This window comes from Xanthobacter luteus (assembly GCF_040049235.1).
Classification (GTDB): Bacteria; Pseudomonadota; Alphaproteobacteria; order Rhizobiales; family Xanthobacteraceae; genus Xanthobacter.
Map to the genome: position 1 here is coordinate 446975 of NZ_JBDZDO010000002.1, position 22433 is coordinate 469407.

At 71.0% G+C, this 22433-nt stretch carries 24 protein-coding genes; 12 read left to right on the forward strand and 12 right to left on the reverse strand.

Going from position 1 to position 22433, the window contains the following annotated elements:
* The first annotated feature begins 144 nt into the window (after positions 1-144).
* From ABLE88_RS10590 to ABLE88_RS10600, 3 genes are all read left to right on the forward strand, one after another.
* The gene (locus ABLE88_RS10590; protein WP_348831534.1) at positions 145-750 is read left to right on the forward strand and encodes a thiamine phosphate synthase; all 606 of its coding nucleotides are present in this window, start codon (positions 145-147) and stop codon (positions 748-750) included.
* A 50-nt stretch (positions 751-800) separates the two neighbouring features.
* Positions 801-1796 carry a tetratricopeptide repeat protein gene (locus tag ABLE88_RS10595; RefSeq protein ID WP_348831536.1) on the forward strand — a complete coding sequence of 332 codons (996 nt, stop codon included), beginning with the start codon at positions 801-803 and terminating at the stop codon, positions 1794-1796.
* 301 nt (positions 1797-2097) lie between these two features.
* Positions 2098-2886, forward strand: coding sequence for an inositol monophosphatase family protein (locus tag ABLE88_RS10600; RefSeq protein WP_348831538.1), 789 nt, complete (start codon positions 2098-2100; stop codon positions 2884-2886).
* 4 nt (positions 2887-2890) lie between these two features.
* Here ABLE88_RS10600 and cutA read toward each other — a convergent pair whose 3' ends face one another.
* Positions 2891-3205 (reverse strand): divalent-cation tolerance protein CutA, encoded by a 315-nt coding sequence (gene cutA / locus ABLE88_RS10605; protein ID WP_348831539.1) that lies wholly within the window; start codon positions 3203-3205, stop codon positions 2891-2893.
* A 146-nt stretch (positions 3206-3351) separates the two neighbouring features.
* Positions 3352-4206, reverse strand: a complete 855-nt coding sequence (locus tag ABLE88_RS10610; protein ID WP_348831541.1) for a GntR family transcriptional regulator — start codon at positions 4204-4206, stop codon at positions 3352-3354.
* 166 nt (positions 4207-4372) lie between these two features.
* Here ABLE88_RS10610 and ABLE88_RS10615 point away from each other — a divergent pair, with 166 nt between their 5' ends.
* On the forward strand, positions 4373-5311 hold the full coding sequence (locus ABLE88_RS10615; RefSeq protein WP_348831542.1) for a hydroxyacid dehydrogenase: 939 nt from the start codon (positions 4373-4375) through the stop codon (positions 5309-5311).
* Positions 5308-6312, forward strand: coding sequence for an Ldh family oxidoreductase (locus ABLE88_RS10620; RefSeq protein ID WP_348831543.1), 1005 nt, complete (start codon positions 5308-5310; stop codon positions 6310-6312). The genes ABLE88_RS10615 and ABLE88_RS10620 overlap by 4 nt, the downstream gene beginning before the upstream one ends.
* Positions 6313-6505: 193 nt before the next feature.
* Here ABLE88_RS10620 and ABLE88_RS10625 read toward each other — a convergent pair whose 3' ends face one another.
* Positions 6506-7786: a UxaA family hydrolase gene (locus tag ABLE88_RS10625; protein WP_348831545.1), complete on the reverse strand. Its 1281-nt coding sequence runs from the start codon at positions 7784-7786 to the stop codon at positions 6506-6508.
* Positions 7787-7794: 8 nt separating this feature from the next.
* Entirely contained in the window at positions 7795-8082 is a 288-nt protein-coding gene (locus tag ABLE88_RS10630; protein ID WP_348831547.1) for a UxaA family hydrolase, read from the reverse strand.
* Between the two features lie 185 nt (positions 8083-8267).
* Between ABLE88_RS10630 and ABLE88_RS10635 the strand changes: the two genes are divergently transcribed.
* A complete protein-coding gene (locus ABLE88_RS10635) occupies positions 8268-9236 on the forward strand; it encodes a tripartite tricarboxylate transporter substrate-binding protein (RefSeq protein ID WP_348831655.1) in 969 nt (322 codons plus the stop codon).
* Positions 9237-9358: 122 nt separating this feature from the next.
* Here the strand turns inward: ABLE88_RS10635 and msrP are convergent, their stop codons facing one another.
* The 6 genes from msrP to ABLE88_RS10665 form a co-directional block, all read right to left on the reverse strand.
* A complete protein-coding gene (msrP, locus tag ABLE88_RS10640; RefSeq protein ID WP_348831549.1) occupies positions 9359-10327 on the reverse strand; it encodes a protein-methionine-sulfoxide reductase catalytic subunit MsrP in 969 nt (322 codons plus the stop codon).
* A gap of 87 nt (positions 10328-10414) precedes the next feature.
* Positions 10415-10912 carry a DUF992 domain-containing protein gene (locus tag ABLE88_RS10645; RefSeq protein WP_348831550.1) on the reverse strand — a complete coding sequence of 166 codons (498 nt, stop codon included), beginning with the start codon at positions 10910-10912 and terminating at the stop codon, positions 10415-10417.
* A gap of 206 nt (positions 10913-11118) precedes the next feature.
* The gene (locus tag ABLE88_RS10650; protein ID WP_348831551.1) at positions 11119-11637 is read right to left on the reverse strand and encodes a DUF992 domain-containing protein; all 519 of its coding nucleotides are present in this window, start codon (positions 11635-11637) and stop codon (positions 11119-11121) included.
* Between the two features lie 204 nt (positions 11638-11841).
* Positions 11842-12333, reverse strand: coding sequence for a DUF992 domain-containing protein (locus ABLE88_RS10655; RefSeq protein ID WP_348831552.1), 492 nt, complete (start codon positions 12331-12333; stop codon positions 11842-11844).
* A 215-nt stretch (positions 12334-12548) separates the two neighbouring features.
* On the reverse strand, positions 12549-13022 hold the full coding sequence (locus tag ABLE88_RS10660; RefSeq protein ID WP_348831554.1) for a DUF992 domain-containing protein: 474 nt from the start codon (positions 13020-13022) through the stop codon (positions 12549-12551).
* A gap of 131 nt (positions 13023-13153) precedes the next feature.
* A complete protein-coding gene (locus tag ABLE88_RS10665; RefSeq protein ID WP_348831555.1) occupies positions 13154-14356 on the reverse strand; it encodes a pyridoxal phosphate-dependent aminotransferase in 1203 nt (400 codons plus the stop codon).
* Positions 14357-14667: 311 nt separating this feature from the next.
* Here ABLE88_RS10665 and ABLE88_RS10670 point away from each other — a divergent pair, with 311 nt between their 5' ends.
* The 3 genes from ABLE88_RS10670 to ABLE88_RS10680 all read left to right on the forward strand — a co-directional run bounded on the left by ABLE88_RS10670 (position 14668) and on the right by ABLE88_RS10680 (position 17067).
* Positions 14668-15303, forward strand: coding sequence for a glutathione S-transferase family protein (locus ABLE88_RS10670; protein ID WP_348831556.1), 636 nt, complete (start codon positions 14668-14670; stop codon positions 15301-15303).
* Positions 15304-15571: 268 nt separating this feature from the next.
* The gene (locus ABLE88_RS10675) at positions 15572-15922 is read left to right on the forward strand and encodes a hypothetical protein (RefSeq protein ID WP_348831558.1); all 351 of its coding nucleotides are present in this window, start codon (positions 15572-15574) and stop codon (positions 15920-15922) included.
* Positions 15922-17067 (forward strand): PQQ-dependent sugar dehydrogenase, encoded by a 1146-nt coding sequence (locus tag ABLE88_RS10680; protein ID WP_348831560.1) that lies wholly within the window; start codon positions 15922-15924, stop codon positions 17065-17067. The genes ABLE88_RS10675 and ABLE88_RS10680 overlap by 1 nt, the downstream gene beginning before the upstream one ends.
* Positions 17068-17190: 123 nt before the next feature.
* On the opposite strand, the gene ABLE88_RS10685 is transcribed toward ABLE88_RS10680, so the two are convergent.
* Positions 17191-17553: a DMT family protein gene (locus ABLE88_RS10685; protein ID WP_348831561.1), complete on the reverse strand. Its 363-nt coding sequence runs from the start codon at positions 17551-17553 to the stop codon at positions 17191-17193.
* A 241-nt stretch (positions 17554-17794) separates the two neighbouring features.
* Here ABLE88_RS10685 and ABLE88_RS10690 point away from each other — a divergent pair, with 241 nt between their 5' ends.
* From ABLE88_RS10690 to uvrB, 3 genes are all read left to right on the forward strand, one after another.
* Complete coding sequence (locus tag ABLE88_RS10690; protein WP_348831563.1) at positions 17795-18400, forward strand: hypothetical protein; 606 nt, start codon at positions 17795-17797, stop codon at positions 18398-18400.
* 227 nt (positions 18401-18627) lie between these two features.
* Positions 18628-18801, forward strand: coding sequence for a hypothetical protein (locus ABLE88_RS10695; RefSeq protein ID WP_348831564.1), 174 nt, complete (start codon positions 18628-18630; stop codon positions 18799-18801).
* 433 nt (positions 18802-19234) lie between these two features.
* Positions 19235-21886: an excinuclease ABC subunit UvrB gene (uvrB, locus tag ABLE88_RS10700; protein WP_348831565.1), complete on the forward strand. Its 2652-nt coding sequence runs from the start codon at positions 19235-19237 to the stop codon at positions 21884-21886.
* A gap of 205 nt (positions 21887-22091) precedes the next feature.
* Here the strand turns inward: uvrB and ABLE88_RS10705 are convergent, their stop codons facing one another.
* The gene (locus ABLE88_RS10705) at positions 22092-22391 is read right to left on the reverse strand and encodes a hypothetical protein (RefSeq protein WP_348831566.1); all 300 of its coding nucleotides are present in this window, start codon (positions 22389-22391) and stop codon (positions 22092-22094) included.
* Between the last annotated feature and the right edge of the window lie 42 nt (positions 22392-22433).

Below are 22433 nucleotides of genomic sequence, written 5' to 3' on the forward strand. Positions count from 1 at the left end.
CGCGGTGCAATATTCCGCGCTTCGTCCATACCGATGCGGTACCGGTTTCCTTTGCCGGGACCAGCGGCTAAGGTCGCGCTCCCCTCGGGCTGCGCCCGCCGCGCGCCCCGCTTTCGCCCGTTTCTTGGCGGACCGATCTCTCCCATGAGCGCACCCCTTCCGCCGCTTGGCGCCCGTCTGATGATGATCCTGCCGCAGGCCGGCATGGCCGATCTCGGCGCGTGCCTCGATGCCGGCGACGTGGCGGCGGTGATCTGGCGCGGGGCGCCGGCGCCCGAGCAGGTGGAGGCGGCGCAGGGCCGCGACGTGGCGGCGCTGGTGGAAGGCACGCCGGCGGGCGTCGCCGCCGCGCGGCTCGACGGCGCGCACGTCTCCGATCCGGCCGCCTTGAAGGGCGCGCTCGCGGCCCTGAAGCCGGGGGCCATCGTCGGTGCCGGCGGCCTCGCCAACCGGCACGACGCCATGCTCGCCGGCGAGAGCGGCGCCGACTACGTGCTGTTCGGCCCTCTGGCGGGCGATGCGGCCGGCTTTCCCCGCACCCTCGATCTCGCCACCTGGTGGGCGGAGCTGTTCGAAGTGCCGTGCGTGGGCGTCGCCACCTCCCTCGACGAGGTGGAGGCGCTGGCGCGCGCCGGCGCCGATTTCGTCGCCTTGTCCGGCCCGCTGCTCGAAGCCGGGCGCGGTCCGCAGAACGTCGCTGCCGCCATGGCGCGCCTCGCCGTCGCCCGCACCGGCGAGGCCGGCGCCTGATGCGGCGCGGGAGCGGCGTTTCCACAGCGGCCGCGTGCGCCGGCGCGCTGGTGCTTGCGCTCCTCTTCGGCCGCGCCGGGACCGGCACCGCTGCGGCGCAGACCGCGCCGCCCGCCAAGCTCGCGCCGCCTCCCAAGCCGGCGCCGAAGCCCGCCGCCAAGCCCGGTGCCAAGCCCGGTGCCCAGGCCGAGCCTCAGAAGCCTGCGGCGCCGGCGGCCGAGGGCAGCGGCGACGTCGCCTATGGCGCCTATCAGCGCGGCTATTTCATCACCGCCTATACCGAGGCGCTGAAGCGCGCCGGCACCGATCCCGCCGCCATGACCCTGCTCGGCGAACTCTATGGGCGCGGCTTCGGCGTCCCCCAGGACCCGAAGAAGGCGCGCGAGTGGTACAAGAAGGCGGCGGACACCGGCTCGGCGGACGCTATGTTCGCGCTCGGCCTCATGGCGCTCACGGGCGACGGCCAGAAGGCGGACGAGCTGGAGGCCGCGCGCCTGTTCCGCGCCGCGGCGGAGAAGGGCAGCGGCGCGGCGGCCTACAATCTCGGCCTGCTCTATCTCCAGGGGCGCCTCGTGCCCAGGGACTATTCCGAAGCCGCGCGCTGGTTCGAGGAGGCTTCGGCCCACGATCTGGAGGACGCGCTCTATGCCCTCGCCATTCTGGTGAAGGAGGGCAATGGGGTCGAGAAGGACAATGTGCGCGCCGCCAAGCTGATGGCCAAGGCAGCGCAACTCGGCCACGTCACCGCCCAGGTGGAATTCGCCATCATGCAGTTCAATGGCATCGGCGTGCCGAAGGACGAGGCCGCCGCCGCCGCCCTGTTCCGCCGCGCGGCGCTGGCCGGCAACGCCATCGCCCAGAACCGGTACGCACGCCTGCTGGCGGCCGGGCGCGGCACGGCGCCGGACAAGGTCGCTGCTGCCGCCTGGCATCTTTTGGCCAAGAAGAAGGGGCTCGGCGATCCCATGCTGGACGGCGTGGTGGCCAAGCTCGGCGATGCCGACCGCGCGAAAGCCGAGGCCCAGGCCCACAAATGGGGCGGCTGACCGGGCCGCCTTGACGGCGGCCAAATGGTCCCGAAGCCGCGCCGCCTTGACGGCGGCCAAATGGTCCCGAAGCCGCGCCGCCTTGACGGCGGCCAAATGGTCCCGAAGCCGCGCCGCCTTGACGGCGGCCAAATGGTCCCGAAGCCGCGCCGCCTTGACGGCGGCCAAATGGTCCCGAAGCCGCGCCGCCTTGACGGCGGCGCGGGGGCCGGGCACACCTCGCGCCGACTTCACACCAGCCCCTGCCCCAGCGCGTACCCTTTTGCGGGCGCCAGTGCGGCCAATCCGGGACCCGTTCGAGATGATCCGTACCCCCCTCATGACCGTCATGGTGCAGGCCGTGCGCAAGGCCGGCCGCGCGCTTGCCCGCGACTTCGGGGAGGTGGAGCAACTCCAGGTCTCCATGAAGGGGCCGGCGGACTTCGTCTCCGCCGCCGACCGCAAGGCCGAGGACATGCTTTATGCCGAACTCTCCAAGGTGCGGCCGGGGTTCGGCTTCCTGATGGAGGAGCGCGGCCGGGTGGAGGGCACCGACCCCGCCAACGAATGGGTGGTCGACCCGCTCGACGGCACCACCAATTTCCTGCACGGCATTCCCATGTTCGCCATCTCGGTGGCGCTGGTGCGGAACGGCGTTGCGGTGGCGGGGGTGATCTACAATCCCGTGGCCGACGAGCTGTTCGTCGCCGAGCAGGGCCAGGGCGCGTTCCTCAACGACCGGCGCCTGCGCGTCGCGGCGCGCCGCAAGCTCGCCGATGCGGTGGTGTGCTGCGGCCTGCCGCACATGGGCCGGGGCGACCATGCGCAGTTCAACCGCGAGCTCGTCGCCGTGCAGACCCAGGTGGCGGGCCTGCGCCGCACCGGCTCGGCGGCGCTCGACCTCGCCTGGGTGGCGGCGGGCCGCTTCGATGCCTTCTGGGAGCGCAATTTGCAGCCCTGGGACATGGCGGCGGGCCTGATCCTGGTGCGCGAGGCGGGCGGCTACGTTTCCGACATGGACGACGGCGACAAGATCCTCGACAAGGGCCACGTGATCGCCGGCAACGAGCAGATCCGCCGCGACCTCTACCGCCTGCTGAAGGCGGCCTGATCCCTCACGCCGTCTGCGCGCCGATCCAGGCGAGGAACGGCGCGCCGCCGCCGTCCACGGGCAGCACCAGGATCGCCGGCACCTCGTAGGGATGCCGCGCGGCGACCGCTTCCACCACCGCCGCGGCGCGCGCGGCCGTGGTCTTGAGCAGCATCACCGCCTCCTCGGCGCGCTCGGTCTTCCCCTCCCAGCGATAGATCGAGACCATGCCCGGCAGGATGTTGGCGCAGGCGACGAGCCTTTGCTCCAGGAGCGCGCGGGCGGCGTCCTCGGCCGCCGCGCGGTCGGGGAAGGTGGTGTAGACGAGGCGGTACTCCATCGGCGCGTGCCTATCCTTGGAATGGCAGGCGAGCCGGCGGGCCATCGGATCAGCCGGTTTCGGCCAGGCTCTGCCGGCGCAAGCTTGCCGCGTCGCGCGCCCGCAGCCAAGCGCGGACCCGCCACCGGCTGCGTCCGGGCCGGCGCTCAGGTGAGGTCGGAGAGATAATGCATGGTGCCGGTGAGGCAGAGGCTGACGCGCCATTCCACCGGCACCTCCTCCAGCGAGAAGGCGAGCCGGTCGATGAGCAGCGCCGGCGTTCCCGGCGGCACGCCCAGCACCGCCGCATCCTCGGCCGGCGCGGCCACCGCCTTCAGCTTCTCCCGCGCCCGCGCCACGGTGACACCGTAGCGCGCGGCGTAGAGGCCATAGACGTTGTTCGGCACGCCCGCCTCGACGAGGCCGGGAAACAGCGCCTCGGGTAGAGCGAGGTCCTCCACCAGGATCGGCACGCCGCCGAGCGCGCGCATGCGGCGGATGCGGATGACCCGCGCGCCGCGGGCGAGGGCGAGGGCCTGCGCCTCCTTCTCGCTCGCCTTGCCCTTGACGATGGACAGGACGCGGCTCTCGGGAAAGCGGCGCACCCCGTCGTCCGACACCAGCTTGAAGAACTGGAACAGGATGCGGTCCTCGTCGTGCCGCCCGACGAAGGTGCCGCGGCCCTGGCGGCGCACCACCAGGTTCTCGGCCGCCATCTCGTCCAGCGCCTTGCGTACCGTGCCCTGGCTGACGCGCAGCTCGGCCGCGAGCTGCATTTCACTGGGCAAAGGCGCGCCGGGCGCCCACACGCCTTCCACCATGCGGCGGATCAGCGCCTCGCGCACCTGGCGGTAGAGCGGCTTGGAGGCGAGGCCGTCGGCTTCCGGCGCGGCCGGGGATGCCGCGGCGCGCGCGCGGGCTGTTGCGCGCGTCGGCGCGGGGATGGCGCTCTCCGGCTGTGCCGTGCCCGCACCGGCCTCCGCTGCCTTGGTCCTCGCCACGCTCGTGCCCCGCCGATCCATCAACGCTCCGTCTTATAAGCGGATTCTCCGCCGCGCCCGAATCCCGCTTGCGGGATCGGATGGAGGAAGTCATATATCTTATATATAACATCAGAATGCGCGGACGCCAGCCCGCTCCCTCGAGGGGCCAGGCCGGCGGGCGCGGCAGAGGATGCGGGGAGAGCACATGGCCGATATCGTCGTCACCGAGTTCATGGATGCGGGTGCGCTCGATGCTTTGCGCGCGCACTACGACGTCGCCTACGACCCGACCTTGGTGGACCGGCCCGACGCTCTCGCCGCTCTGCTCGGCCCGGCGCGGGCGCTCATCGTGCGCAACCGCACCCAGGTGCGCGCGGCGCTGCTGGAGAAGGCGCCGCGCCTCGTGGTGGTGGGCCGGCTCGGCGTCGGCCTCGACAATATCGACGTTCCCGCCTGCGAGGCGCGCGGCATCGCCGTACGCCCCGCCACCGGCGCCAACGACCTCTCGGTGGCGGAATACGTCATCTGCGGCGTGCTGATGCTGCTGCGCGGCGCCTACCATTCCTCCGCGGAGGTGGCGGACGGCGCCTGGCCGCGCACCCGCCTGATGGGCCGCGAGACCTCCGGGCGCGCGCTCGGTCTCGTCGGCTTCGGCGCCATCGCCCGCGAGACCGCGCGGCGTGCTTCGGCGCTCGGCATGCGCATCCTGGCGCATGATCCGTTCCTGCCGGACGACCATCCGGTGTACGCGCAGTTCGCGGCCACACCGCTGCCGCTTGCCGATCTCCTGGCGCAGGCGGATGCGGTGAGCCTCCATGTGCCGCTGACCGAGGCGACGCGCGGCCTGATCGGCGCCGAGGCGCTCTCCGGCATGCGCAGGGACGCGGTGCTCATCAATGCCGCGCGCGGCGGCGTGGTGGACGAGGCCGCGCTGGCCGATGCCCTCAAGGCGGGCCGGCTCGGCGGCGCCATGCTCGACGTGTTCGAGCGCGAGCCGCTGCCGGGCGGCGGGCCGCTCAAAGGCGTGCCGAACCTGATCCTCACGCCGCACATCGCCGGGGTGACGGAGGAATCCAATGTCCGCGTGAGCGCGGCGGTGGCCGAGGCGGTCGCCCACGTGCTGAAGGAGCGCGCCGCCGCATGACCGCCCATTTGACGCTCGAAGAGGCGCGAAATCTCGCTCTGGCCGTGCTGGCTGCCGTCGGCACCAGCCCGCGGAACGCCGCCGCCGTCGCCGATGCCCTGGTGGCCGCCGAGGCCGACGGCATCGCCAGCCACGGCCTGTCGCGCCTGCCGGCCTATGCCGACCAGGTGAAGAGCGGCAAGGTCGCCGGCGCGGCCGTGCCGGCCCTCGACTGGACCGCCGAGGCAACGCTGCGGGTCGACGCGGGCGCCGGCTTCGCTTTCCCCGCCATCGCCGCCGGGCTGGACGCGGCGGCCGAGCGGGTGGCGCGCACCGGCATCGTCGGTGTCGCCGTCTATGCCTCGCACCATGCGGGCGCCATGGGCCATCATGTGGAAAAGCTCGCGGCGCGCGGGCTCGCCGGCCTCGCTTTCTCCAACTCGCCCTCCGCCATCGCGCCCTGGGGCGGGGCGGCCGGCGTGTTCGGCACCAACCCCATCGCCTTCGCCGTGCCGCGCGCGGGCGCGGCGCCGCTCGTCATCGACGCCTCGCTGAGCAAGGTGGCGCGCGGCAAGATCATGGTGGCCGCCCAGCGCGGCACCGCGATCCCCGACGACTGGGCGCTGGACCCCGAGGGCCGGCCCACCACCGACCCCAAGGCCGCGCTCGCGGGCACCATGCTGCCCATCGGCGATGCCAAGGGGGCGGCGCTGGTGCTGATGGTGGAGATCCTCGCGGCGGCGCTCACCGGCGGCCAGTTCGGCTTCGAGGCCTCCTCCTTCTTCACGGCGGCCGGGCCGGCGCCGCGCATCGGCCACCTGTTCGTGGTGATGGACCCGGCGCGGCTCGGCGGGCCGGACTTCGCGGCCCGCCTCGAAGTGCTGCTCGGCGCCATTCTCGGCCAGGACGGCACCCGCCTTCCCGGCGACCGGCGCCTCGGCGCGCGGGCGAAGGCGGCGGCGCAGGGCATCTCCGTGCCGGCACCGCTGCTCGAGGATCTGCGGCGCCGCGCCGCCGCGTGAGGCGGCGCGCGCTGGCACCGCCGATGTGATCCGACCTCCTGCGCCCCGCCGTCCGCAGCCCCCGCCGCCCGAGGCGGGCGCAAGCGGGGAGCGGCGGAGGAGGCGGAACGCGCAAAAGGCCGCCGGCATCTCCTGCCGGCGGCCTTTGCGTCTCGCTGCGAAGCAGAGGCGGCCGTCGCCGGCCGCCGCCCGCTCAGGCGCTGCGATAGAGCTTGGTCATCACGAACTCGCGGTGGCCGAGGGCCTCCGCCGCCGTGAGGCGGCCGTTGGCGGTGCGCACGATCATGTCGATGAGCGCGTCGCCGGCCTCGGGGATGGTCATGTCGCGGCGCAGCACGCCGGACACGTCCACGTCGATGTGCTCGCCCATGGTGCGCACCGTGCGCGGATTGCCGGAGATCTTGATCACCGGGACGATGGGATTGCCGATCACGTTGCCCTGACCGGTCGGGAAGGTGTGGATCACATAGCCCGCCGCCGCCATCAGGGTCACGCATTCGGCGGCCGCCGAGGAAGTGTCCATGTAATAGAGGCCGGGACCCTTGGCCGGGGCCTCGGCGGGCTCGAGCGCGTCGATATAGCGGCACTCGCGGCCGATCTTCTCCAGGTTGCCGAGCGCCTTCTCCTCGATCGTGGTGAGGCCGCCGACGATGTTGCCCTTGGTGGGCTGGCTGTCGGAAAGATCGTTGGTCTTGTGGGCCTCGATCACGTCGTCCTGGTAGGACTTCCACATCTTGAACCACTTCTCGGCGATCTCGGGGCTCGCCGCGCGCTCCTTGCACAGGTGCTCGGCGCCGGTGATCTCCGAGGTCTCGCCGAACACGCCGTAGATGCCGAGCGGGATCAGCTTGTCATACATGTTGCCGACCGTGGGGCAGGAGGAGAGCCCGGTGGTCGTGTCGCTCTCGCCGCATTTGGTGGAGATCCACAGATCGGTGACCGGGCACTCCTCGGTCGGCAGCTCGTTCGCCCACTGGACGAAGCGCTTGGCCTGGTAGGACGCCTTGGCGACGGTGGCGATGTCGCCGTTGCCCTCGATGCCGAAGCCCACCACCGGCTTGCCGGTCTTGGCGATGCCGTCGACGACGATCTTGGTCCACTGGTCCTCGATGCCGATCACCACCACCGCGGCGACGTTCGGGTTCGAGCCGATGCCGATCAGGGTGCGGAAGAACAGGTCGAGATCGGCGCCGAACTGCAGGCGGCCATAAGCGTGGGGCAGCGCCAGGGTGCCCTTCACATGGTGCGCCACCGCCTCGCAGGCGGCGTTGGAGAGGTCGTCGAGCGGCAGCAGCACGACGTGGTTGCGCACGCCGACGCGGCCGTTCTCGCGGCGCCAGCCGCGGAAGGTGGCCTTCGCATAGTTCTGCGAGGCGCGGGCCGGCGGGGTGGCCTTGGTGACCAGCTGGTCGGGGGCGCCGCCCTTGAAGGGGTTCTCGGCGCTCTGGGCGTGGAACATGGCGATCTCGGACATTTTCACCCTCACCAGCGCTTGGTCTTGGCGTTGTGGACGTGGACGTGCTCGCCCTTGGCGATGTCGGCCTTGGCGATGCCGATGTCCTGGCCGTACTTCCAGATGGTGTCGCCGGCCTTGATGTCGACGAGGGCGATCTTGTGGCCGATGGGGACGTCCATCTTGGCCGTGAGGTTGAAGGCGGAGTTGTCGTGCGTCACCACGCACAGCATGTCGGTGCCGGCCTTCAGGCCTTCCACCACCACGACTCCCACCGTGTCCTTCTTCTCGTGAACCAGCAGCTGCGGCGCAGTCACGCGTTCCTCCTCGCCTCCTGCGACTTGCCCTCCGCGGGCAAGTCTTCTATAAGATATAGGATAGATGAGTTAGTCGGAGGGGCGTGTCAAGCGCCCCGCGATCGCAAGGCTCACGGGAACTCGCGAACGGCCAGCGCGACGCACGGCTGCCGCGGGAGGAAAACGCCAGCAAGGAGAGGATCATGATGCGTTTCGGGAAATGGATCGCAGCCGCGGCGGCGGGACTTGCATTGGCGACGGCGGGGGCTGAGGCTCAGACCTTCCCGTCCCGTCCCATCACGATGATCGTGCCGTTCGCCGCCGGCGGGCCGAGCGACGCCATCGCCCGCCTGCTCGGCCAGTCCATGACGGCGAGCCTTGGCCAGCAGGTGGTGATCGAGAACGTCGCCGGCGCGGGCGGAACGGCGGGCGCGGCGCGCCTCGCCAAGGCGGCGCCCGACGGCTACACCATCCTCATTCACCACGTGGCGCTGGCGGCCGGCGCCGCGCTCTACGGCAATCTGTCCTACGAGACCACCAACGCCTTCGCGCCCCTCGGCCTCATCAATTACGGGCCGATGGTGCTGCTCTCGAAGAAGGACTATCCGGCGGCCAACATCGCCGAGCTGCTGAAGATGGTGAAGGAGAGCGGCAACAAGACCACCATCGCCCATGCCGGCGTGGGCTCGAACTCGCATCTGTGTGGCCTGCTGCTGCAGAAGGCACTGGGCGTCACCATGACCGAGGTGGGCTATCGCGGCACCGGACCGGCCATGAACGATTTGATGGGCGGGCAGGTGGACCTCCTGTGCGACCAGTCCACCACCGCCGTGCCGCAGATCCAGGCCGGCACGGTGAAGGCGTTCGCGGTGACCTCCAAGGAGCGGCTCACGGTGCTGAAGCAGCTGCCGACGCTCCAGGAGGCCGGGCTCAAGGGCTTCGACTTCATCATCTGGCACGGGCTCTACGCGCCCAAGGGCACGCCGGCGGACGTGGTCGCCAAGCTCAACGGCGCGCTGCAGAAGGCGCTGGCGGACGAGACCATCGTCAAGCGCTTCAATGACGTGGGGACGAACGTGTTCCCGCCCGCCGAGCGCGGCCCCGACGCCCACGGTGCGCGCTTCGCGGCCGAGATCGCGGTCTGGAAGTCGGTGATCCCCAAGCCCGTCAACTGAGGCGGGGGCCGGCCGGCGCCGGTCCGCCAGCGGGCCGCCCGGTCCGGTTCGGGGGAAGGCCCCGGCGCGCATGCCGCGCCGGGGCCTTTCTCGTTCGGGGGGGCCGGTGCGCGGCCCGGGCCTCAGTACCAGATCTTCTTGGTCTCCAGGCCCTTGTAGAGGTCGGCCACGTAGTCGCCATAGCCGTTGTAGAGCAGCGTCGGACGGCGCTCGCCGGTGGTGATGTCCTCCTCGCTGGCCTGGCTCCAGCGCGGATGGGCCACCTTGGGGTTCACATTGGCCCAGAAGCCGTATTCCGAGCCCTGCACCTGCTCCCAGAAGCTCACCGGCTGGATGTCCGTGAAGGTGAAGCGGACGATGCCCTTCAGCGACTTGAAGCCGTACTTCCACGGCAAGGCGATGCGCAGCGGCGCGCCGAACTGGCCCGGCGCCGGCTTGCCGTAGACGCCGGTAACCAGGAAAGCGAGCTCGTTGCGCGCTTCGGCGATGGTCAGCCCCTCCACATAGGGCCAGGGGTAGCGGAAGTCGCGCTGGTTCGGCGCCACCTTGGGGTCGAGGAAGGCTTCCATCTGGATGTACTTCGCCGACCCTGTGGGATTGGCGAGCGCCACCAGGTCCTTCATGGGAAAGCCGGTCCACGGCACCGCCATGGACCAGGCCTCGACGCAGCGGTGGCGGTAGAGGCGCTCTTCCAGCGTCACCTTCTTGAGCAGATCGTCGATGCCGATCTCGAACGGCTTCTCCACCATGCCGTCGATCTTCACCGTCCACGGGCGGCGCATGAAGCGCGTCATGGAGGGAGCGACGTTCTTGCCGTAGCTGAACTCGTAATAATTGTTCACGGTGCTGGAGCGCGCCTCCGGCGTGATCGCGCGGTCCAGCGCATAGGCGTCGTTGCGCTTGGCCGGATAAAGGCCGGCGGACGGATCGGGAATCTCGGACAGGCGCTGCGCCGCCGCGGGCCGCGCGAGCAGCGAGGAGGCGATCAGCGCCGCGCCCGCGCCGAGCGCATCGCGGCGCGACAGATAGAGCGCCTCGGGTGTTGCCGCCGCCTCCGGGAGTTCCCAGCCGCGTTTGCGTCGAATGTGCATGCCTCGTCCTCCGAACCGGCGCAAACATCTGGCCCGGCTGGAGGACCGGCAAGTCAAACGCGCGTGTGGCGGCTCACCTGCGCGTGACTATTGGGGAACGGTCGCCGAGCTCTCGAGCCGCAAGGTCGCGCTCGCCAGCGACACGCTGAGCCCGCTGTCGGCCGAGATGCTGAGCGGCTGCAGCGTCACCTGCCGTCCGGCGTCCTGGGCGGCGAGCACGTTGGCCGAGAAGCCCGGACCAAGCGCAAAGCCGGTGGAGAGCCCCACATAGGTGCCGGCCAGCGCGCCGGGATCGATGTTCGGCGAGGTGGCGAGCACCGCCCACAGCATGCTGCCCTGGTCGGAGATGCCGAAATCGAGGCCGACGCGGTCGAGGGTGCCGGAATAATAGTGGTTCGTGCCCATGGAGGGGCGGAACTCGCACCGCACCTTGCGCGAGGAGCCGAAGCCGTAGCCGGTGGCGAACTCGCCGCGGCATTCCAGAAGCCCGGCGGAGACCTGCGGCATGGTGGGGCTGGAGGCGTTCCCGGTGCCGGCAAGGGTCAGCGCCGTCCCGAGCAGCAGGAGCGGAAGCAGGCCTCGCATGCGCCAATCCCCCGGAGCTTGCCCCACGAGGACGCGACACGGCGCGGCGGCGCCAAGCTCCGCCGCGTGCAGGAGGCCGACGCGGAAGGCCCGCTCCGGCCCGTCACGCCCCCGGCGAACCAGGCTCCGAAGCACGATTCACCGTTTTCCTTGTGCGCCTTCGGACCAGGGATTGCAACGGCCGATCGCACACACCCGGCGCAGGCTCAGTTGGGGAGCAGCACCAAAGTGAGGTCGGCGACGCCGGCGGCGACGTCGGCGCCCACCATGCCCTCCATCGAGACGGTCTGCAGCGCGATCTGGTTGTTGGAGCCGCCGAGCAGCACGTTGGCGCCGCCGCCGATCAGCCAGGCCGCATCCGCCGAGACGCCCACATAGGCGCCGGCGATGTCGCTGGGGGCAGGCGTGGCGGTGGGGGCGAACACCGCCCAGGCGAGCGTGTCCTGGGCCAGGGCGCCGATGTCGATGCCGAACCGGGCGATGGAGCCCTTGTAGCGCGACAGCACCACATAAGGCTGGCCCGCGGTGTTGCGGAACTCGCAGCCCATCTCGCGCATGGAGCCGATGATGAAGCCGATGGAGGGCGCCACCTTGCAGACCAGCATGCCCGACTGGACCTTGGCGGCGGGCGGGGCGGGCGCCTGCGCCGCGGCGGGCGTGGCGGCAAGATCGGCGACGGCGAGAGTGGCGACGGCGAGCGCCGTGGCGGCGAAGGTGGCACGCATGATCGTCCCCCCAGTGGAATGGGAAACGAGAGCTACTTCGCGGGCCGTGGCGGCGCAATCGGGACCCAAGGGAAGGTGCCGGCCCGCCGCGCGCGGCGATCGGGTGGTGCGTCCACCCGGGAAGCGAGGCGGTGGGCCGGTTCGGCGGCGGCGCCGTGCGCCGCCACCCCCGGTCCTCGGACGCCGGCGGCGCGATGCCGCGGCTCAGTTCGGCAGGAGGGCCAGCTTCAAGTCGGCCACGCCGGCCGCCAGGACCGCGCCGGTGACGCCTTCGAGCGACAGCGGCTGGAGCGCCACGGTGCTGTTGGAGCCGCCGAGCAGCACGTTGGCGCCGCCGCCGATGGCCCAGGCCGCGTCGGCCGAGACGCCCACATAGCTGCCGGAGATGTTGCCGGGGGCGATGCTGGCGGTGGGGGCGAATACCGCCCAGCCCAAGGTGCCTCCGGCGCTGACCCCGATGTCGACGCCGAAGCGGCTGACGGTGCCCTTGTAGCGGGCCATGACGTTGTAGGGCTGCACCTGGGCGCTGCGCAGCTCGCACGTCATCTCGCGGATCGAGCCGATCACGAAGCCCACCGACGGGGCGACGCTGCAGATCAGGAAGCCGGCCTGGACCTTGGCCGACTGTGCGGCGGCGGGGGTGGCGGCGGCGATGGAGGCGAAGGCGAGGGCGGCGAGGCCAAAGGACGTGCGCATGGGTTCCCCCAGGGGACATGGACCAGCACCGACTGGTACGTCGGCGGCCGGTCGGGCGCAACATCGGCGCGGCGCAAGGGAAGGTCGGGGCGCCGGCGGGCGGGCGAACCCATTGATCGGAAAGGGCCGAAAACGCCAACGCGCGCCCGGAGGGGGCGCGCGCGGAGGCTTCCGCGGTGCCCGGCGCCCCGTTGCCGAGGCGCCGGCGGACCGAATCAGCGCAGCGTCAGGTCGGAGACGCCCAGGGCGAGGTTGAGGCCGGTCTGGCCCTCGACCGAGAGCGGCTGCAGCGCGAAGGTGTTGCGCGAGCCGCCCACCAGCACGTTGGCACCGAGGCCGACGCCGATGGTGGCGTTGCCGGAGGCGCCCACATAGGTGCCGCGCAGCGCGCCGCTCGGGACGTTCGCCGACGGGGCGAACACGCCCCACACCAGCACGCCCTTGCCGCTCACGCCGAGATCGAGGCCGAAGCGGCGGACCTCGGCGCGGTAGGTGCCGCCCTTGGCGCCGCGGACCGTCGGACGGAAGTTGCAGGTCATGTCGCGCACGGAGCCGATGACGAAGCTCACGCTCGGGGCCACGGTGCAGACCAGCTGGCCGACCTGGACGCGCGACTGGGCGGAGGCGGGCACGGCGCCGACGGCGACGAGGGCGGCCGCCGCGAGGCCGGCTTTGAGAACAATCTTCATGGTGTCGTTCCTCCTATGGGAAGCGGGTTCTGAGACCAGCGCTGACGACCGCGAAGGCTTTAGCCCGACTCCAACGCTCCGCCAACGCTTGTCTTGGACCCTGGTTCCCTTTCTTTCGCCGTGTCGCCGCGTCAGGTCAGCGCGCCGCAGAAGCGCTGGATGCGGCGGCAGGCCTCCTCCAGGTCGGTGGTGGCGGTAGCATAGGAAATGCGGAACGCCGGCCCGAGGCCGAAGGCGGAGCCCTGGACCACCGCGACGCCTTCGGATTCCAGCAATTGGGCGGCGAAATCCTCGTCGGTCTCGATCCGGGCGCCGGACGGTCCGATCTTGCCCATGGCGCCGGCGCAGGAGGGGAATACGTAGAACGCGCCCTCCGGCTTCGGGCAGGTCAGGCCCTTGGCCTGGTTCAGCATCGACACCACCAGGTCGCGGCGCTCCTTGAACACCTTGTTGTTCACCGGGATGAAGTCCTGCGGCCCGGTCAGCGCCTCGACCGCCGCCCATTGGGCGATGGAGGAGGGATTGGAGGTGGACTGCGACTGCAGCGTGCCCATGGCCTTGATGAGCGGCTCGGGGCCGGCGCCGTAGCCGATCCGCCAGCCGGTCATGCAATAGGCCTTGGAGACGCCGTTGAGGGTCAGCGTGCGCTCATAGAGCCGCGGCTCCACCTGCGCCGGGGTGACGAAGGTGAAGTCGTCATAGACCAGGTGCTCGTACATGTCGTCCGAAAGGATCCACACCTGCGGATGCTTCAGCAGGACGTCGGTGAGCGCCTTCAGCTCGTCATGGGTGTAGGCGGCGCCCGAGGGGTTCGAGGGCGAGTTGAAGATCAGCCACTTGGTCTTCGGGGTGATGGCCGCGTCCAGCACCTCGGGGCGGAGCTTGAAATTGTCCTCGAGCCGGGTCAGCGCCGGCACCGGCTTGGCGCCGCAGAACTCGACGATGTCGGGATAGCTCACCCAATAGGGCGCCGGGATCACCACCTCGTCGCCGGGATCGAGGGTGGCGATCAAAGCGTTGAACAGCACCTGCTTGCCGCCGGTGCCCACCGAGACCTGCGCGGGCTTGTAGTCGAGCCCGTTCTCGCGCTTGAACTTGGCGCAGATGGCGGCCTTCAGCTCGGGGATGCCGTCCACGGCGGTATATTTGGTCTCGCCGCGCCGGATGGCGGCGATCGCCGCCTCCTTGATGTTCTCCGGCGTGTCGAAGTCCGGCTCGCCGGCCGACAAAGCGATGATGTCGCGCCCGGCCGCCTTCAGCTCCCGCGCCTTGTTGGTGATGGCGATGGTGGGGGACGGCTTGATGCGCTTGAGCGCCGACGAGATGAGGCTCATGGCCCTGGGACTCCGGACGCGCCCCCGGCGCGCCGGCGCCGCGCAGGGCGGGGCTTCGGCGGCGATCGCGGGGCGGATGTGGCACGTTGCGCCGCGCGGCGCTTGGGCCGGGGCGCGCGGACACTAGAGGAGCCGTGCGCCGCGAACAAGCAAGGAAGCGCGATAGCTGACCTCGCGAATCGTGATGGATCGTCGTGCGGCCACAACCGCCGGGGTGTGTCCCATGGTCGGGGTGTATCTGTGCGCGCTCTCGGCTAAACAGGGGCGAAGACCCGGCGCCGGGACGCGCCGCGCCGGGGAAGGAGGCCCGCATGCTGACGCTCTATTCGACGCAGTCGTCCGGCAATTCCTACAAGGTGCGGCTGATGCTGGCGAAGCTCGGCCTGCCGTTCCACCTGGTGGAGGTGGACATCTTCGCCGGCGAGAACCGCACCCCCGAATTCCTCGAGATGAACCCCGAGGGGCGCGTGCCGCTGCTCGAGGTGGACGGGCATTTCCTCGCCGAATCGAACGCCATCTTGTTCCACCTCGCCGAGGCTACGCTGTTTCTGCCGCAGGCGCCGCTCGCCCGGGCGGAGACGCTGCGCTGGATGTTCTTCGAGCAGAACAGCCACGAGCCCGGCATCGCCGCCGCCCGCTTCTGGCTCCGCCAGGTGCGCGGCGGGCGCGACCTGCGCACCCACGATGTGGATCGCTGGATGGAGGAGGGCTACGGCGCCCTGAAGGTGATGGAGCGCCATCTGGCGAGCCGCCGGGAGGGTCGCGCCTTCTTCGTCGGCAACCGACTCACCATCGCCGACATCGCGCTCTATGCGCACACCCATGTGGCGGAGGAGGGGGACTTCTCGCTCGCCGGCTTTCCCGCCGTTCGCGCCTGGCTCGCCCGCGTCGCCGCCGAGCCGGGCCATGTGGACATGGCCTGGCGGCCGGCCGAGGCCGCCGCCTGACGGTGTCGGCGGCGGCCATTTTGCGGCGGTGTCTTTTTTTGGGAACTTTTTGGCCGGGATGGCTTTGATCGGGAGTTGAACCCGTCCGGTGAGGTCGCCAAGCCCCTGCTCCGCGGGAGAAAATCGCGGGACCGTGACCAATCGTCACGATGTCGCCATGGTTGTCCGCCGTGGGGCCACAGTTGAACTTCACCTTCTTCTCGTCGAATCAGCTGAGCCGCGGCGCGAATGCGCACCGCATCGGCGAAGAACATCGAGCGAGTGCATCATGTCGGAGCCTTTCGACCTCGATTCCCGTGTTCTCGGTCATGCCGGCTTCTCGGCGCGGCCGCCGCTCTCGGCGGCTGACCCCAAGCTCCTCGCGCGCGCCGTGCGCGCCCACAAGGCGGGCGACGCCGTCACCCAGGCCGCGCTGACTCTCACCCTCATGTTCGCCATCGGCGCGGTGGCCTTCGTGCTGAGCATCGAGCGCGCGGCGGCCGCCGGGCTGAAGGCTCTGCCTTCGCTCACCACCCCGGCGGCGCTGCTCGTGGTCGCCGTCGTGGGCGCCATGCTGCTGACCGGCCTCGCGGCGCGCCGGTGGGCCGAGGCACGCCTCGCGCGCCGCCCTGGGCGTTGATGGCTGGGCCCGCGGCCGCCGTTCTCCTGTCCCTTGCCGCAAGCCTCGCGCTGCCGATTACCGCGGCGTCCGGCGCGCCGGCCGACGGCGCGCCGGTGCGCTTCGGCGGCGAGACCGTGCGCGTGGTGCCGTTCGCTGCCGGGCTGGAGCATCCCTGGGGCATGGTCTTCCTGCCGGACGGGCGCCTGCTCGTCACCGAGCGGCCCGGGCGGCTGCGCCTCGTTTCGCGCGAGGGCCGCCTGTCCGCTCCCCTCGACGGCGTGCCGCGGGTGTTCGAGCGCGGCCAGGGCGGCCTCCTGGACGTGGCGCTCGATCCCGACTTCGCCGCCAACCGCCGCCTCTATCTGAGCTTTGCGGAGCCGGGCGACGGCGGCGCGGCCACCGCCGTCGCCCGGGCGCGCCTCGACCTCGACCGGCTGCGCCTCGACGATCTCGAAGTGATCTTCCGCCAGGAGCCGCCTTATTCCGGCGGCAACCATTTCGGCTCGCGCCTGGTCTTTGCCCGCGACGGCACCTTGTTCGTCACCTTGGGCGACCGCTACAACCTCATGGAGCAGGCGCAGGACCCCGCCACCACCATCGGCAAGCTGGTGCGCATCAATCCTGACGGCTCCATTCCCGCCGACAACCCGTTCCGCGGCACCGCGGGCGCGCGGCCGGAGATCTACAGCCTCGGCCACCGCAACGTGCAGGGCGCGGTGCTCGAGCCCGCCACCGGCGCGCTTTGGACCGTCGAGCACGGCGCGCGCGGCGGCGACGAGGTGAACCGGCCGCAGGCGGGCAGGAATTACGGCTGGCCGGTCATCAGCTTCGGCCGTCACTATTCCGGCGCCAAGATCGGCGAGGGCACCGCCCGGGCCGGGATGGAGCCGCCGCTGTTCTACTGGGACCCCTCCATCGCGCCCTCGGGCGCGGCCTTCTATTCCGCCGATCTGATGCCGGCCTTCAAGGGGCAGCTGTTCGTCGGCGCGCTCGCGGGGCAGGCGCTGGTGCTGGTGAAGGTGGAGGATGGCCGCGTCACCGGCGAGGAGCGGCTCGACCTCGGGGCGCGCGTGCGCGACGTGCGCCAGGGTCCCGACGGCGCCCTGTGGCTCGCCACCGACGCCGAGGACGGGCGCATCCTGCGGGTGGTGCCGGCGCGCTGAGGGCGGGGCTCCTCTCCTGGGAAGGCGGACGGCTGCGCGTCCGAACCGGCGCTGCGCGCGGGCGACCCCTCGCCCTGGGGGAGAGGCGGCACGGCGTGCGGACGGAGCCCGCGGCCGCCACCGTCAGAACTCGTGGAAGACGAAGTACGCCCCCGCGGCGATGAGGGCGAAGCCCACCGCGTGGTTCCAGCCCAAAGGCTCCTTCAGATACAGCACCGAGAAGGCGGCGAAGACCAGCAGCGTGATCACCTCCTGCATGGTCTTGAGCTGCGCCGTGGAATACACCTGCGAGCCGATGCGGTTCGCCGGCACGGCGAGGCAGTATTCGAAGAACGCGATGCCCCAGCTGGCGATGATGGCGAGGAGCAGCGGCGAGGACTTGTATTTGAGGTGCCCGTACCAGGCGAACGTCATGAAGACGTTGGAGGCGACGAGCATCATGATCGGGGCAAGGGACGGCGGGAAAAGCGTCGACAGGTTGGGCATGGTGGGCGGTCCGGTGCGGGAATGCCGGCCAGCGGGCCGGATTCGGGATGGCCTGCCAAGGGGACCGGCAAATGCCGCCGAGCGCAACGGCGTCCGGCTCCCGCCCGCGCCATGCGCCATCGCCTGAAATGCCAAACCGCGGCCAGAAAGTCGGAACGTTGGGCGGGCGTCATGGTATTATAGGACGCACGGCGACAGGGCGACGTCGCCGGATGCGGCCGGCGCCGGATAGGAGGCGGGCATGAGCACGATCGTCTGGGGACTGCTGGGAGCCGTGTCGGGGCTGGTGTCGGGCATCGTGCCGGATTTCGGCTTCGGGCTGCCTCAGGATGCCGGCGGCCTGGTGATCCATACCGGCGGCGTGACTTTGTTCACGCCGCTCGCCTTCGCGCTGGTCCTGGTGATCGGCCTTGCGCCGGGCGGGCTGGCGCCGGTCAAGGGGGCACTGGTTTTTCTCGCCACCGTCGCGGGCTGGGTGCTCGCCATCAATGTCTGGCTGCAGATCGGCAATTTCCTTGATTCCGAGGGCGGGGGGCTGCGGCCGGAGCTGGTGCGCGCCCTCGCCGGCGGCGCGGCGGGATTGGTCGGCGCCGCGCTGACCTTCGCCGGCGCGTCGCGCGCCCGTCCGGCTCTGCGGCGGGCGGGCTCTGCGGCGCGCGTGATCCTCGCCGGCACGGTGGCGGGCATGCTGTTCCAGGACTGGATCATCATCGAGCCGCTGTCGGCCGGGGCGCAGACCACCCTGGTGGGGCCCGGCATCGAGGTGTCGCAATTCATCCTGCTCTACGTGCTGTGGCAGGCGGCGGTGGCCGCCGCCATCGGCCATGCGCTCAACCGGCGGGCCTGATCGGTGCCCGCCGCTTGCGTCCTGGGGCCGGCGCCCTGCGCCCCGAGAGAACGCGGACCCGCGCCGCCGCGCCCGGCGTTTGGACGACGCGGGCGGAACGGGTGCGAGCCGTCCGCGCCGACCGCCGTGGCGGCGCGCCAGCGCGGCCGCCGCTGTCCTCAGGAGGTGTGCGTAAGGCCCGCGGCGCCGCCGCGGGCCGTCTTCCCCGACCGTCACAGGAGCCTTTCATGCAAGTGGGCAAGCCTTCCGCTCTGATGTTCTTCGTCTCTTTGATCCTGGCGCTCGTCGCCCTGATCAGCTTCGCGACGCCCATCCCCATGGTGACGGGCATGAACCGCTTCTATCTCATGACCGCCGCCTGGGGCGTGCTGACGCTCTCGACGCTGGTGCGGGGCATCTGAGGGGGCCTTCGGCCCAACACCCGTGGGCGAGGCGCGCCCCTGCGCCCGACCGGCAGGCACGCCGCCTGCCGGTCCACCGCCGCGCCGTCCACCCCAGGATCCGGACCTCGGGGCGTGGACCGACTCGGCCGCCTAGGGCTTGGACCATATCCGGCTTGGCCGGGGTCGAGGGCGCGTCGCCGATGCATCGGCCTGTTGGTCGTTTCGGCGCGGCTGGTTAGGCCCGGCACCAACGGGCATGGCCGGTGGGGGGCTGCGCATCCCCCCGAGGCGAAGCATAAGATGCCGATCAATCCTCAAATTGTGACAGGCGCGGCATTTGCGGATTGTGGTGCCGCAGCCGCCCCATCGGACCTGCCCGCGTCGGCCGGGGGGCGGCCGGCACGGGCAGAGCGCCCTTTTCGCCGCCGCCCGGCGGCCCCATATTGGGCGCATGGCCAAAGCATCCCGTCCCGGAAAGCTCGGTGAGCGCTCCCAGCGCCACTTCGAGCCCGCGCCCCAGCAGGCGCTCGATCCCAAACTCGCGGCGTCGTTGGGCCTCGACCCCGCGGGGCTCGTGGGCGACTTCGAATCGGCCGGCGCCTCCGCCACCGTCCAGGCGCTCTCCAAGCTGATCGAGGGCGGGCGCCCCGAGGTGGACGGCCAGCTCTGGGTGCCGCACCGCCCGCCGCGCCCGGAGAAGTCCGAGGGCGGCGTTCCCTTCACCATGAAGAGCGACTTCGAGCCCGCCGGCGACCAGCCCCAGGCGATCGCCGAATTGTGCGCGCAGGCTGAGGCGGGCGAGCGCGACCAGGTGCTGCTCGGCGTCACCGGCTCGGGCAAGACCTTCACCATGGCCAAGGTGATCGAGAAGCTCCAGCGCCCCGCCATCGTCATGGCGCCCAACAAGACGCTGGCCGCCCAGCTCTACGGCGAGTTCAAGAGCTTCTTCCCCGACAATGCGGTGGAATATTTCGTCTCCTATTACGACTATTACCAGCCCGAGGCCTATGTGCCGCGGACGGATACGTACATCGAGAAGGAATCCTCCATCAACGAGCAGATCGACCGCATGCGCCATGCGGCGACGCGCGCGCTGCTGGAGCGGGACGACGTGATCATCGTCGCCTCGGTGTCGTGCATCTACGGCATCGGCTCGGTCGAGACCTATTCGGCCATGACCTTCGACATCAAGGTGGGCGAGCGCATCGACCAGCGCAGCCTGCTCGCCGACCTCGTGGCGCTGCAATACAAGCGCATCCAGTCGGATTTCGCCCGCGGCACCTTCCGGGTGCGCGGCGACAGCGTGGAGATCTTCCCCGCCCACTACGAGGACCGCGCGTGGCGCGTCTCGCTGTTCGGCGACGAGGTGGAGAGCATCGCCGAGTTCGACCCGCTCACCGGCCATAAGAGCGGCGACATGAAGAGCGTGCGGGTCTACGCCGCCTCGCACTATGTCACGCCGCGCCCGACCCTGATCCAGGCGCTTTCCGGCATCAAGGCCGAGCTGAAGGTGCGCCTCGACGAGCTCTACAAGATGGGCCGCCTGCTGGAGGCCCAGCGGCTGGAGCAGCGCACCCGCTACGATCTGGAGATGATGGAGGCGACCGGCTCCTGCGCCGGCATCGAGAACTATTCGCGCTGGCTCACCGGCAGGAAGCCGGGCGAGCCGCCGCCGACTTTGTTCGAATACGTGCCCGACAACGCCCTCGTCTTCATCGATGAGAGCCATGTGACCGTGCCGCAGATCGGCGCCATGTATCGCGGCGACTTCCGCCGCAAGGCGACGCTGGCGGAATACGGCTTCCGTTTGCCGAGCTGCATGGACAACCGCCCGCTGCGGTTCGAGGAATGGGAGGCCATGCGGCCGCAGACCGTCCACGTCTCGGCCACGCCCGGCTCGTGGGAGATGGACAAGACCGGCGGCGTGTTCGTCGAGCAGGTGATCCGCCCCACCGGCCTGATCGATCCGCCGGTGGACGTGCGCCCGGCGCGCACCCAGGTGGACGATCTGCTCGGCGAGGTGCGGGCGGTGGCGGCCAAGGGCTACCGGACGCTGGTCACCGTGCTCACCAAGCGCATGGCCGAGGACCTGACCGAGTATCTGCACGAGAACGGCATCCGCGTGCGCTACATGCACTCGGACATCGACACCATCGAGCGCATCGAGATCATCCGTGACCTGCGCCTCGGCGCCTTCGACGTGCTGATCGGCATCAACCTGCTGCGCGAGGGCCTCGATATTCCCGAGTGCGGGCTCGTCGCCATCCTCGATGCCGACAAGGAAGGCTTCCTTAGGTCCGAGACCTCGCTGGTGCAGACCATCGGCCGCGCCGCGCGCAACGTGGACGGGCGGGTGATCCTCTATGCCGACCACGTCACCGGCTCCATGGAGCGGGCCATGGCGGAGACCTCGCGCCGCCGCGAGAAGCAGGTGGCCTACAATACCGCCCACGGCATCACGCCGGAGAGCGTGAAGAAGGCGATCGGCGACATCCTCAACTCGGTCTATGAGCGCGACCACGTGCAGGTGGATGCCGGCCTCGCCGAGGAGGGGGCGGCCTTCGGCCACAACCTCAAGACCGTCATGGCGGACCTCGAGAAGCGCATGCGCGCCGCGGCCGCCGACCTCGACTTCGAGACCGCCGCCCGCCTGCGCGACGAGATCCGCCGGCTGGAGGCGACCGAGCTCGCGGTCTCCGACGATCCGCTGGCGCGCCAGGAGGCGGTGGACGACAGGACCGGCGGCTTCAAGGGCGCGCGCAAATACGGCCGCGCCGCCAATCTGCCGCCGAAGGAGGCCGGCAAGGCCAAGGCGCGGGGCGGCGCCGCCGCGTCGTCCCGGCCGGGCCTGCCTTCGCCGCTGGCGGGCGAGGGCCGGGCGCCGGGCGCGCTCGCCGCGCCCGGCGCCTCCGGGAGGACGAGCCGCACCGGACCGCCCGAAACCCCGGCCTCCGCGACCCGCGCTCACAAGCCGTCGCTCGACGACATGGGCCCCGGCACCGACCGCGCCGTGCCGCTCAGCGAAGACGCCTTCCGTCCCCGCCCGCGACCCGATCCGGGCACCAAGGGGTTTCGCAAGGGCGGGCGAAGGACCAAGGGGTAGGGGACAGCCGCGGCCGTCCCTCGCTCCGGTCCGTCACCCTCCGGCTTGTCCGGAGGGTCCACCGGGCGGCCGGGCCGGCGCTTGGATTTCGAGCGGGGCGCAGGCGAAATGATGGATGCCCCGGACGCGCCGGGACATGACGGCGCCTGGGTTCAGGACGGGCGGGAGATCGGCTCTGGGTGAGCGCCTGCGTCGGTCGCGGCGGTCACCTCCGGCGCGGCAGCGGAACGATCCGCCCGACCGCCAGCTCGTCGATCTCCAGCCGCTTGATGCGCGCGCGGCCGATGGAGAGGCGGCCGATGGCCAGCGCGCCGATGGCGAGCGCGCCCACCGCCAGGGCGCCCAAGGCGAAGGCGCCCACGGAGCCGATGCCGAGCGCGCCCGCGCCCACCGCGCCCGCGCCCGTTGCGGCGCCGGGCGTGGCTTGGCCGTGCTTGTGAACGGGCGCGGCCGCGGCGGAAGATCCGTCCGCCGGAAGGGGTTCGTCGCGAGGTCCGAGTTTCATGACGATGGCCCCTCTGCCGGCGGCCGGCGTGGCGGGATCATT

Bases quoted from the DNA above. Each gene is read 5' to 3' on its own strand.
- ABLE88_RS10670 (WP_348831556.1), top strand. From the start codon at position 14,668: ATGCTGACGCTCTATTCGACGCAGTCGTCCGGCAATTCCTACAAGGTG.
- ABLE88_RS10625 (WP_348831545.1), bottom strand. From the start codon at position 7,786: ATGTCCGAGATCGCCATGTTCCACGCCCAGAGCGCCGAGAACCCCTTC.
- ABLE88_RS10645 (WP_348831550.1), bottom strand. From the start codon at position 10,912: ATGCGAGGCCTGCTTCCGCTCCTGCTGCTCGGGACGGCGCTGACCCTT.
- ABLE88_RS10590 (WP_348831534.1), top strand. From the start codon at position 145: ATGAGCGCACCCCTTCCGCCGCTTGGCGCCCGTCTGATGATGATCCTG.
- ABLE88_RS10685 (WP_348831561.1), bottom strand. From the start codon at position 17,553: ATGCCCAACCTGTCGACGCTTTTCCCGCCGTCCCTTGCCCCGATCATG.
- ABLE88_RS10690 (WP_348831563.1), top strand. From the start codon at position 17,795: ATGAGCACGATCGTCTGGGGACTGCTGGGAGCCGTGTCGGGGCTGGTG.
- ABLE88_RS10680 (WP_348831560.1), top strand. From the start codon at position 15,922: ATGGCTGGGCCCGCGGCCGCCGTTCTCCTGTCCCTTGCCGCAAGCCTC.
- ABLE88_RS10600 (WP_348831538.1), top strand. From the start codon at position 2,098: ATGATCCGTACCCCCCTCATGACCGTCATGGTGCAGGCCGTGCGCAAG.
- msrP (WP_348831549.1), bottom strand. From the start codon at position 10,327: ATGCACATTCGACGCAAACGCGGCTGGGAACTCCCGGAGGCGGCGGCA.
- ABLE88_RS10650 (WP_348831551.1), bottom strand. From the start codon at position 11,637: ATGCGTGCCACCTTCGCCGCCACGGCGCTCGCCGTCGCCACTCTCGCC.
- ABLE88_RS10655 (WP_348831552.1), bottom strand. From the start codon at position 12,333: ATGCGCACGTCCTTTGGCCTCGCCGCCCTCGCCTTCGCCTCCATCGCC.
- ABLE88_RS10665 (WP_348831555.1), bottom strand. From the start codon at position 14,356: ATGAGCCTCATCTCGTCGGCGCTCAAGCGCATCAAGCCGTCCCCCACC.
- ABLE88_RS10705 (WP_348831566.1), bottom strand. From the start codon at position 22,391: ATGAAACTCGGACCTCGCGACGAACCCCTTCCGGCGGACGGATCTTCC.
- uvrB (WP_348831565.1), top strand. From the start codon at position 19,235: ATGGCCAAAGCATCCCGTCCCGGAAAGCTCGGTGAGCGCTCCCAGCGC.
- ABLE88_RS10675 (WP_348831558.1), top strand. From the start codon at position 15,572: ATGTCGGAGCCTTTCGACCTCGATTCCCGTGTTCTCGGTCATGCCGGC.
- ABLE88_RS10620 (WP_348831543.1), top strand. From the start codon at position 5,308: ATGACCGCCCATTTGACGCTCGAAGAGGCGCGAAATCTCGCTCTGGCC.
- ABLE88_RS10660 (WP_348831554.1), bottom strand. From the start codon at position 13,022: ATGAAGATTGTTCTCAAAGCCGGCCTCGCGGCGGCCGCCCTCGTCGCC.
- ABLE88_RS10635 (WP_348831655.1), top strand. From the start codon at position 8,268: ATGCGTTTCGGGAAATGGATCGCAGCCGCGGCGGCGGGACTTGCATTG.
- ABLE88_RS10610 (WP_348831541.1), bottom strand. From the start codon at position 4,206: ATGGATCGGCGGGGCACGAGCGTGGCGAGGACCAAGGCAGCGGAGGCC.
- ABLE88_RS10615 (WP_348831542.1), top strand. From the start codon at position 4,373: ATGGCCGATATCGTCGTCACCGAGTTCATGGATGCGGGTGCGCTCGAT.
- ABLE88_RS10695 (WP_348831564.1), top strand. From the start codon at position 18,628: ATGCAAGTGGGCAAGCCTTCCGCTCTGATGTTCTTCGTCTCTTTGATC.
- cutA (WP_348831539.1), bottom strand. From the start codon at position 3,205: ATGGAGTACCGCCTCGTCTACACCACCTTCCCCGACCGCGCGGCGGCC.